The following is an 11704-nucleotide window of genomic DNA, read 5'->3' as shown; positions in this document are numbered from 1 at the left end:
AGTTTAAGCAAATTGTGAAGTAATGTGCTCAAACTGCGAAAGCTAAATTAGTCATTAATTTTTATTACATGGCTTTATCTTTTTTACTTTCTAAGAATCTAATTGTATCTGCTTGAACCATGGTAAAAAATTTTTTTTCATTATTATTATCAGTATAACTTCCAGTGGTTATTTTTCCACTTATGCCCACCAATTTTCCTTTAGTAAGGTATGAATACATTTTATCAGGATGATCGCTCCAATAGGCTATATCAATGAAATCTGCATTATTTTCTTTATCCTTTGAAAAACTTCTGTTCACAGCTAATGTGAATTTTACAGCACCTCTTGAACTATTTTGTAATTTTATGATTTTAGAATCTCTAGTGAGTCTTCCTATAAGCATTACTTTATTCAATTTTTAAACCTCCCTATTACCTTTCTTGTAAATAATTATGTCCATGTATGGAAAGGTTAATCATAAGTGCAATATTATAAGAATGTATTTTATATAAATTTTGTGGAATATATGTAAAAATATTTATTAGATTACATTAATATGCATGACTTATTGAAAATAAATAAAATTTTTATTAAATAAATTATATTTATTTGACACATTTAATTGACATAGAGGTAAATTAGTTGATAAAATGAAATTAATAAAGTTTACTATTATATACTAAGTTAAGAATATAAAGGTGGTAATGGAATTTGGGTAATGAAGAAAAAATGTACATAGATAAACAACTTGTAGAGAAGGTAAGGAATGGTTTAAATACTATAAAAATGACAAGTAGAGAGAAGAGTATAAAAAAAGAAGCAGAAAGATTATTTAATATTTTAGAAGAAGAGTTAAGTATAAACACTCTATCTCTTGAAGAGAGAATATTGAAGAAAATGAGAGAAACTAAAACTACTGATCCGGATATGAATGCCAATTTGTATATTTTACATAGAAAGCTGGTAAATCACCAAATAACTGAAAAACAAGCTTTAGAGATGTTTGAGACATATGTTAAAATAGAACCTTATGATACTAAGATATTTTAAATAAAAAGTTTAAATCTAGGAGAAAATGCTGTGCATATTCCTAGATTTTTTTGATGGAATTTGTAACATGTGGTATAATTATCCTCTAAATAGTGATTAAGGATAATTAAACATTGTTCGATAATAATATAAACAAAGTATGTTTTTTACTATGAATTTATATTTTACATTTGGAGGAAAAAAAGTGATTAGGAGAAGGAAGAATATAGCCATTTTAATAATAACATTTGTTTTAGGTACTGCATTTCCGCATACAGTACAAGCATCATTCCCTACCATAAAAAGATTAGGAGGAACAGATAGATATGATACTTGTATTAAAGTAGCACAAGATGGATGGTCATCTTCTTATTATGCGGTAGTTGCCTGTGGAGAAAATTATCCAGATGCATTAAGTTCAGTTCCTCTTGCTAAAAAATATGATGCTCCGATACTTTTAACTTATAATAATTTTATGCCATCAAATGTTATGGATGAAATTAAACAGCTTCATGTTGGAAAAGTTTTTTTGATAGGTGGACAAGGGTCCATAAGCAGTTCTATAGAAACACAATTGCAAAATCAAGGAATACAAACTGAAAGATTAGCAGGGGCTGATAGATATGAAACTTCCGTAAAGGTAGCCGAAAAGTTTGGTAAAGTAGAAGCGCTTACAGTGGCTACAGGTGAAGATTATGCAGATGCTTTATCTATAGGACCTGCTGCTGCTGCTATGGGGATTCCTGTACTTTTAGTTCCTAAGAATTATGTTCCTGATGTAACAAAAAAGTACATAAGGAACTTAAATACAATAAAAAATAGTGAATATGACAATAGTACAAGTAGTAGTACTACTAAAAATTCAGGAACCTTTAGAGATTATCATGTTTTTGTAATGGGAGACAGTAGTGTAGTAACTGATAATGTAGTTAGTGAATTTGAAGGTGAAGGAAATAATGTGGAAAGAATTGAAGGAAAGGACAAATATTATAGAAACATAAATGCTATAGCTAGGTTTGTTCAAAAAGCAAGTAGTACAAGCACACAAAATAGAGATGACGATGATGATAATAATAAACAATCTCAATATTTTGTTAAAGGTGATATGCTAAGTCTTAATAATTTGTACTTAGCCTCAGGAGAAGGTTTTGCAGATGCACTATCTGGAGCGGCACTTGCAGCAAAGACAAAGTCTCCCATAATACTTTCTGGTTCTTCTAATTCAGCTTTAGTAAAAGATTTTATCTTAAGTAAAATTCCTAATTATGGAAGTGATTCTGTAAATCCTGAATATCTTACAGTTCTTGGAGGTGAAGGAGTAATGCCAGGAACTAAAGTGAGTGAAATATTTGGGAACATAGCTTTTGACAATGCAGTAGGATTTAAATCAGATTCCGATGCAGTTAAATTTCCAGATAAGGCTTTTGAAAAAGTTATAAGGGACAAACTAAATATCCATGATAGAAATATATATTTTTCAGATGTAAAAGGGATAACTTCTTTAGATCTTACTAATCAGAATATAGTAAGTATTTCAGGACTTGAAAACCTAGTTCATCTTAAAAGTTTAAATCTGAGCTATAACCAAATAAAAGATATAAGTCCTATTGTAAGATTAGATGAACTTGAAAATCTTAATTTAAGTCATAACAATATAGAAGATGTATCTTATATTTCAAATTTAGTAAATCTTAAAGAACTCAATTTGAGTGATAATAAGATATCTGATCTTGATCATTCAAGAAATATGTATAAAGAGGAAAATGAAACTGAATATGATGAAACTAGTGATAATGTTTTTAAGAAGTTAAATCATATTGTTTCTTTAGATTTAAGTAATAGCATTTTAGATGATTATTCTGGAAACAGAAATCAAATAACAAGCATTAGTAATTTAAAAGATATGACAAGTTTAGTATCTTTGAATTTAAATGGTAACGATGTTGGTAGTTTAAGTAGCCTGGAGAATCTAACTAATCTAACTACATTAAAATTAAGTTATGCTGATTTATCTGATTTGGATTTTATAGAAAAGCTGACAGGAATAACTTATTTAGATGTAAGTTATAATAGATCCATAACTAGTGATGATTTAAAGCCTTTGAAGAATTTAACTAATTTAAAGTATTTAAATATTAGTAACGATAGAATAGATGATGTGTCATCACTTAGTGGCCTTACTCATTTAACTACTCTTTATCTGGAGGATAATCCTATAAAAGACTATACTCCTATATTAGATATCTCAAAATCCTTATATTATAAAGATTTTGATGTGATGTCAGTTGTGGGAAGTACTTCTTATGACAAAGACACTACAATAGATGCTCAAATTAAAGATGAAATTTCAAATTTTCAAAGTATGTATAGCTATGGAGATTATACTAAGCTTAGGTATAGAAAACTTTATCGTGCATATGACTTAGGCACATATGATAGTCAATTGCAGGATCTCTACAGAAATAGAGATTGGATTACTTATGAAATATCTTTAGGTGGTATGAGTCAAGGAAATGTAGATAGTCTTAAAAATGAATTGGATAGCATTAGCTATAATGTAGAAGAAATGAGTAAGAAAGAGGCTATGAATAAAAAGGTTAAGGATTTGGAAGCACAACTTTCATCTACATCTAAACCTATAGAAAAAGAAAAACTGATAGGAAAAATAAATTATGCTTATGCAGATTACAGATATGACTATTATAGAAATTTAGTACAAAAATATAATAATGATATGGAAAAAATTAAAGAACAACTTCAAGAGACATCATATGAAACGCCAAATTATTCAAGTAACAAGGATATAAAAAATCTTCAACATTCACTTGATGAAATTCAAAAAGATAATGATTTGGCTTCAGAAAAAATAACAATGTATCAAAACTATAAAGATTTCTTTAATGCTGTAGATGCAGTCTTAGAAGAGATTTAGAGAGGAGTAGTAATATTGAAAAGCAAGAGATTGACTTTTATTGTAGCAGTTCTAGTAGCCGGTTTATGTTTTTCAGCTTTTAAGGTTAAAGCTGAGACTATAACAACCAGATATAATGGAATAGATAGATATGAGACTGCAGCTAAAGTTTGTCAGGATGGTTGGAAAAGTTCTCAGAATGTAGTTATAGTAAATGGAGAAAACTTTCCAGATGCTTTGGCAGCAGCTCCTTTAGCCAAAAAGAATGATGCACCCATTTTACTTACATCTAAAGATGTATTAAATCCTTATACTTCTGTAGAGATAAATAGATTAGGTGTGAAAAATGCATTTATAATTGGAGGCAGAGGAGTTATATCTCAAGCTATAGAAGATTCTTTAAAATCAAGAGGAATAAAAATTACAAGGTTAGGCGGCGTTGATAGATATGATACAGCAATACAGATAGCTGGAAAGCTTGGTAAATCTAATGAGGTTGCACTTATAAACAGCAATGATTTTAGAGATGGAATGTCTATTTCAGCTATAGCAGCAGCTAAGGGAATGGCAGTAATTCCTGTAGATACTTATAGTATGCCGGCTTCTGTAAGTAAATATCTTCAAGGATATAAAAAGGCAGATCAGATATATGTAGTAGGTGGACAAGATAAAATAAGTGATTCTGTAATATCAGGACTTCCTAATATAAAAAGAATAGGGGGTGGTGATATTTATAGTTCTAATATAGGTGTAGTAAATGCTTTTTTAGGAGAATTAAAGACAGATACTATATATATTTCATCCGCTAAAGATTTTCCAGATTCGTTAGGAGCTTCAGCACTTGCTCCAAAAACTACTTCGCCAATTATATTTGTGGATTCTCCTATGTCTTATGCTACACAGAGCTTTTTAAAATCTCATATAGTTAATAATATAAAAGTTCTAGGTGGACCAGGAGCAGTTAGCTATGAATCAGAGCAAATTGCTAAAAATTTACCAAGTGCAGTAGCTAGTATTGATAATATTACAGATACTATAGTTCAGAATGAAAAATATACACCAAAACCAACTATGATTATAACTGCTAGTGATGGAAGTAAAAAAGAAGTTAATGTGGATTGGAATCTTACTAAAATAAATACTTCTAAACCAGGAATATATACTTTTACAGGGACTATTCATGGTACTGATAAGACTGTGATTGCTACTCTTAGGGTTAAGCCAATACCTTATAAGATTGATGATTTAACAATGACAGCAAGCAGTAGACAGTTCTTTAATGTTCCGAGTACTATACAAGCTCAAATGACTGATGGAACAAAAACTCAAGTACCTGTTACATGGGATTATGGAAGCCAAAGTGGAAATAAACCAGGAGTATATATTTTTTATGGTACTGTTGATAACTATAGTAAAAAAGTTAAGCTTACTTTAACAGTTACTGATAATGGTACAAATTCAAAAGTTATAAAAACTATAAATAATATAAAGAGAACTGTAAGTGTTAAATCTAGCTTTACGTTACCATCAACGGTAACAGCTATAATGACTGATAATTCAACCCAAAGTGTGCCGGTAACCTGGGGAGCTGAAAATAAGTATGCTACTGGAGTGTATACTTATGAAGGAACTGTAAATGGATACAGCGGAAAAGTAGGTCTTATGCTGATAGTTACAGGAGAAGGAGGACAAGATCCAAATGATCCGAATTATCCTGATAATCCACCAGATCCTAATAATCCAGATGTAGCTGATTTAGGTGAATTAGAACCTATTATGCAGGATGAAAGCTATCCAACAGCAGTAAAAGATCCAACTACTGGGAAACAAGCAGCGGTAACCTGGACAGATGGAGTTGCTATTAATTCCACATTTGAAGATAAAGAATATTTAGATGATTGTAGAGTGGCTGAATTCACTTTAAATGGAGTTATTAATGGTGGCAAAAAAGTTAAGGCAACTATAGGGGTAATTCCAAGAATTCTTGCTATTAATGGAGATGGAACTACAGGTATAGATGGAAATAATACCAATTTGACCAGGGTAACTATAAATATTCAAAAAAGTAACTATCCAAATGGCGTATTTAATATGAATGATTTATCGACAAATATATATGCTGTTATAAATGGACCAAATGGAACAAGAGAACCAAAGAAATTACATGTTCTTCTTTGGAATCCGCCAGTTATAGACTTAACTAGTGCTAGTACTTATCATGTTACAGCAACTATAAAACATCTGAAGTCACCAGTGCAAGTTACAATAAAAGTTCAATAAAGGTTTAAAATTAATAAAAGAGCAGTTTTCTGCTCTTTTATACTAAAAATTTTATGATTTGTTACGAGTATAATAATATGGATATTTTGTTAGATACTTTCTGCTTTTTACATAATTCACTTAATATAAAACACAATGATGTATGGAGGTAATAAATATATGAAAAGGACTAAAATGTTGGTAATGACGGCAGCAATTGTGCTTGGACTAGGCACCAGTGTTTATGCTGCGCTGCCAGGTAATTCTATAGTAGTAGGAAATAATGTTTATGACGTAAGTTATTTTACAAATGATACCAGTGGTACTCATACAGCTCAAATAAATGATCAATTGGCTAATAATTTAGACAGAATATATTATGTAGATTCAACAGGTATAGCAAAAGATATATTTACAAATTCAACTGTTACTGATAGTCAAATAGCAGATAAAGTTGGAAATACATTAACTTATTATCCAGGAAATGGAACTACGGAAAAGATAGTTAGAGATGCAAGTGGTAATTTTACAACACCTGCTACAGCAAATGGAGGTTATGCTATAACACATGTTACTTATAAGTCGTTAGCTGGAGGATTGTATTTGTTTACCTGTCAGGTAAATCAGCTATCTGGAGTAACTGGTGCAGCATATTTCCAAGTTGGAAACAGTACTGTAACGCCACTAACAGATTTAGTTAGTTACATGGGGCAGCTTTCAGGTGGATCTAATGGATTGATACACATATATGCTAGTGATGGTACTACAGAGTTAGCAAATGGATATTTAAATTTGGTTACTAATGGAAGTGCATCAGGAGATGTAAATTTAACAATTAACTTGCAGTTGACTGGAAATTCAACAAATCTAGACGATTCAACTCAAGGAAGTAAACCTTACAATATAACAAATAATGGTTTTGCTGCTATGGATAAGGATGGAAAATGGATTTATTATAGTAATTCAGCTGATGGAAATAAACTTTACAGAAAAAGCGTAACTGGTACAAGTGATTTTTTAATTAGCAATGATAGTGTAAAGTTTATAAATGTAGTTGGAGATTGGGTGTATTATAGTAACTATAATGATGGTGGAAGAATTTATAAGGTACAAAAGGACGGAACTCAAAGACAAAAAGTTTCAAACGATATGGCAGCATATATAAATGTTGTAGGAGATTCAATATATTATATAAACCATAGTGATAGAGATAGAATATATGTACAGGATTCACAAGGAAAAAAACTACTTATAAATGACAAGGCATCTTATTTAAGCCTTGCAGACAGCTATTTGTTTTATGTTAATGCAGGAGATTCAAATAAACTATATAGTTATTATTTAAAAACTAATGGAACTAATTCAAAAGCATTGATAAGTACAATAAATACTAGATTTGTTAATGCTTGTAATGATTATTTAGTATTTTATACTGGATATAATGGAATACTGTACAGATCAACAAATGCACAGGGACAAATTCCAGTACCTATGACTGTAACTACAAATGTAGCTACAAAAAGTTCAAAAACTAGCGCGTATAAAGCATTAACAGAAAAACCTACAATTATATGTGCTACTGATGACAACAATATATACTATATAAGTAATGTTGATGGTAAAAAAATATATAAATTAGATACTACAGGAAATGGATATAAGGTTGTTGATGATTCAGCAGATTATATTAATATAATAGGTGATAGCCTGTATTATATGAAGGCTTCAAAAGTTTACGTTGCAGATAAAAATGGAGATGGAACTCAAAAGGGAGTTGCTATAACAAAGCCTAAGCTGGATAGTAAAGTAGTAACTATTAATCCTATACCAACTTTTACAACAGATGATATAACAAAGTTTAACTTCCCTGAAACTGTGTCATGCATAATGAGTGATGGAAGTCAGCAAACTTTAGTAGTTTCTTGGAATAAAACAATACCTAAGCCAGCAAAGGGAATTTATACTTTTAAAGGAACTATATTAGGATATGGAAATGCTGTTACATTAAGTGTAGCATTGGGTTCTGGAGCTATTGATGCTAGCAATGTAACAATTGTGAATAATATAGGAAGTAAAGATACAATTAGTATTAAAGGATTAACTGCTGGTGATGTAATAAATGTTTACAATAATGTTACTGATACAAAATCATTAAAAACTGCTACAGCAGATGCAAATGGAAATGTAAATATGACAGGGTTAAATCTTTCTCCTGATGGTGGAAATGTATATATTAGTTTGACTAAGGCAGGAAGATTAGAGGGAGATAAGATATCTGTTCAATATCAAGCAGAAGCGCCAGCAGGTTTTGCAGTAAATGCAGCTGATCAAAATGTAACTGGTTTAAAACCTGGAAAACAATATAAGGTTTATGTACAAGATGAAAATTCAGATGGAACTACACCTGCATTAAATGGGTTACAGATTACTGGTTATGCGGACAGCAATGGAAATCTAAACGTTCCTACTATGATAACTAAGATAGATGGAAATGCAAATTTGAAGCAGATGCTTAGAGTAGTTGCTTCTGGAACTGTAGATAGTGCGCCTTCGGCACCAATTGAAATAAGCAGAGCAGTAGTACCTGATTATGTGGCTATTGACTTAAATCTTGGAAGAATTACAGGAACTACTACCAACATGGTATTTACTTACAAGGATCCATCTACTGCAACAGCAGCTGATTGGAATAATCCTTGTCAAGCAGGATCTACACCAATTTCTTTGACTAGATCCTTACTGGTTGGAGTTAAAGTTTTAGCTAATGGCCCAGCACTTGAAAGTAAACCTGTATCTTATGGATTGTTCCCATTGCCTGTAATAACAGGAATAGAAAATGGAAAGACTTATACTACTAAGAATGATCCAGCAACTGGTGCTTCTTTATTCCCAACTGTAACTTGGAATAGTAATACTACAGATCCAAGTACTGGAAGTACGTTAAACTATACTGCAACTTTGACAAAAGATGGAGTTACACTTACTGCTCCAACACAATCTACTTTGGCAGATATAATAAAAGCAGCAGGAGATGGAAATTATGTTCTAAAAGTAACAGGAACAAAAACTGTTTCAACAATGAATCCATCTTCAGCAACAAATACCACTACCATTAAATTTACAGTAAGCTCAGCAGTACCTCAAACAGTAGATATAAGCTTTATTGAAAAAGGCGGAACTAATAGATGGACTGATGCTAGCCAAAATGCAGTAACTGCAGTAACATCAAGTGATATACCAACACTTTATCAGGCGACACCAACTTGGACAAACTTAGCAGGAACTACTGTTACTACAACTTTACAAAGATTGCCTTCCATACCTGCATCTGCAACTATGACAACAATTGATTGGAGTGGTGCTGCTAATGTAGCCTTCGTTCAAAATTCTACTATACAGCAGGATGGATACTATAAACTGACAGTTGTATCTAAGAGTACTGAAAATGGAGCAACTAATATGTCAACAAAGATATTTAGAGTTGATACAACGGATGTAGCAACTTTACCAACAGTTTCCAATATAACAGATGGTGCAGTTTATAACGGAACGAGTAAGATAGCAACAGAGGGAATCAAAATATCTGATTCATTACCTAATAGTACAGTAGCTACCTTAATGAAGGATGGTTATAAGACACCATATACTTCAGGTAAAGAAATAACTGTTAACGGAAATTACCAGTTAATATTGGATACAACAAACACTATAAATGGTGCAATTACGCATAAGCAGATAAACTTCAAGGTAGATGGAGCCAATACTGATCCAACACAAACTCCACCACAAGCACCAACTGGAGTAACATTTACATTTAATCCTGATGGTACTGCACAGCTTGGAGGTGTTGATACTAGTGAAGAGTACAGTGTAAACAATGGACAGAGCTGGACACCAGTAACATCATCGACTACACAATTAATTACATCAACTAGTGAATTGAATTCTCTGAACAATGCAAGTACTACTAGTGTACAGGTAAGGTATAAAGTAAATGGAAGTACACCAGCTTCTAATGCAAAGGTTATTAATTTAAATTCTTCACCATCAACACCAACATTTGCTTTTGCATTTACAAATGATTATGCAAATCATAAACTAGTTGGAACATTGTCCGGAACTGGTATTGAAAATGCACAATATAGTATAGATGGTGGATTAACATGGAAGACTTTGGATACAGGAAATGTTCTCAAATCAGGAGATGCAGAGCTTGTAAATACTACTAATGGAGTGTGGGTTAGAACAAAGGCTACTGGTACAACAAAGGCTTCTAATATTGAGAAGATAGCTGTAAGTCAGGCTTCAGCACCAATTGTAAATTCAACAGTTACATCTACAGCAACACAGACTACAGTTAAGTTAAGCAGTCTTCAGACAGGTCTGGAATACAGAGTTAAAACTGCTAATACAACAGGTAACTGGACTGCTTTTGATGTCGATAAAACAGCTTCAGTACTAGTAACACAAGCTGGTTCTATAGAAGTAAGAAACCAAGCAGTAGGTACTGCAGCACCAGGATACTCAACAACTATAGCAATACAGGCAGCGCCAGGTGCAGCAATAGATTATAACAGTGAACAGATAACAGGTGTTAATACAAGCATGCAGTGGTCAGCAGATGGAAATACATGGACACCAGTTACTGGTACTACTCTAGATCTTAAGGCTAACAGCTTGATACCAGATTATGGTTCACCAGCTAAAGATGTGTATATAACCTATGTACCAACAGGAGCGGCTGTAGGATTAACGCAGCATTTAGTAATTAATCCACGTCAGCAGGATATAGTTACTACTAATATAAAAGCATCTTTAAATACATCAACTAATATAGTTTCAATTTCTGGCTTAAATGCTAGTCAGGTAAATGCATATGATGTATTAACTTCAACAGATTCAGGAACTACTTTCTCAACTTCAAGTATTCCAATAACTACTACTAATGCAGGTGGAGTTGGAAATATAGGTATAACAGGTACAGTAAATAGAATCGAAATAAGACTAAAGGCTACAGGCACTGCTTCAGCAAGTAAATATACAGCTCCTATTACTGTTACCACAGCATCAGCTCAAGCAACAGGAACTATAACTCTTGGTTCTATAGTTGATAATGATACTGTAACAGTTGCTGGTATACAGTTTAAAAAAGCAGCAGCTAATAGTGGGACTAATTTTCTTGATGCATCAGGATTAGCTACGGCTATTAATAACAATGTATCTACTGTTACTGCAACTGTTTCAGGATCAACAATAACAATAACAGCAAAAACAGCAGGTGCAGATGGAAATGGTATAACCTTATCAACTTCAACATCAGCAGTAACTTTATCAGGAGCAAACTTAACAGGAGGACAATAATTTTTAAAGGCTTATATAGTTTGAGTTATAAAAAGTAAAACTATAAAGTGTTTTAGATGTAAAGATCAAACTATAACTAAGGACAAGAGGAGGAGGGAAATACCTTCCTCCTTGATTTTAAAATTTAAATAGTAAAATAAAGTTTGAGTTTATCTATAAGAA

5 protein-coding genes are annotated in these 11704 nt (G+C 32.0%); 4 read left to right on the top strand and 1 reads right to left on the bottom strand.

Annotation, left to right across the window (positions count from 1 at the left end):
* Positions 1 to 64: 64 nt before the first annotated feature.
* Positions 65 to 397 (bottom strand): single-stranded DNA-binding protein, encoded by a 333-nt coding sequence (locus Q6H37_RS24450; protein ID WP_318737289.1) that lies wholly within the window; start codon positions 395 to 397, stop codon positions 65 to 67.
* A gap of 296 nt (positions 398 to 693) precedes the next feature.
* Between Q6H37_RS24450 and Q6H37_RS24445 the strand changes: the two genes are divergently transcribed.
* The 4 genes from Q6H37_RS24445 (at position 694) to Q6H37_RS24430 (ending at position 11542) form a co-directional block, all read left to right on the top strand.
* Positions 694 to 1032 (top strand): hypothetical protein, encoded by a 339-nt coding sequence (locus tag Q6H37_RS24445; protein WP_318737288.1) that lies wholly within the window; start codon positions 694 to 696, stop codon positions 1030 to 1032.
* A gap of 184 nt (positions 1033 to 1216) precedes the next feature.
* A complete protein-coding gene (locus Q6H37_RS24440) occupies positions 1217 to 3943 on the top strand; it encodes a cell wall-binding repeat-containing protein (protein ID WP_318737286.1) in 2727 nt (908 codons plus the stop codon).
* A gap of 15 nt (positions 3944 to 3958) precedes the next feature.
* The gene (locus Q6H37_RS24435) at positions 3959 to 6202 is read left to right on the top strand and encodes a cell wall-binding repeat-containing protein (protein WP_318737285.1); all 2244 of its coding nucleotides are present in this window, start codon (positions 3959 to 3961) and stop codon (positions 6200 to 6202) included.
* 159 nt (positions 6203 to 6361) lie between these two features.
* Positions 6362 to 11542: a DUF5050 domain-containing protein gene (locus Q6H37_RS24430; protein WP_318737284.1), complete on the top strand. Its 5181-nt coding sequence runs from the start codon at positions 6362 to 6364 to the stop codon at positions 11540 to 11542.
* The last annotated feature ends 162 nt before the right edge of the window (positions 11543 to 11704 follow it).

Origin of the sequence: Clostridium sp. JS66 (assembly GCF_033561535.1) — a bacterium.
Lineage (GTDB): Bacteria > Bacillota > Clostridia > Clostridiales > Clostridiaceae > Clostridium_AM > Clostridium_AM carboxidivorans.
This window is presented reverse-complemented; position numbering and strand designations above follow the sequence as displayed.

Excerpts from the sequence above, each read along its gene's own strand:
- Q6H37_RS24430 (WP_318737284.1), top strand. The coding sequence starts at position 6,362 with ATGAAAAGGACTAAAATGTTGGTAATGACGGCAGCAATTGTGCTTGGA.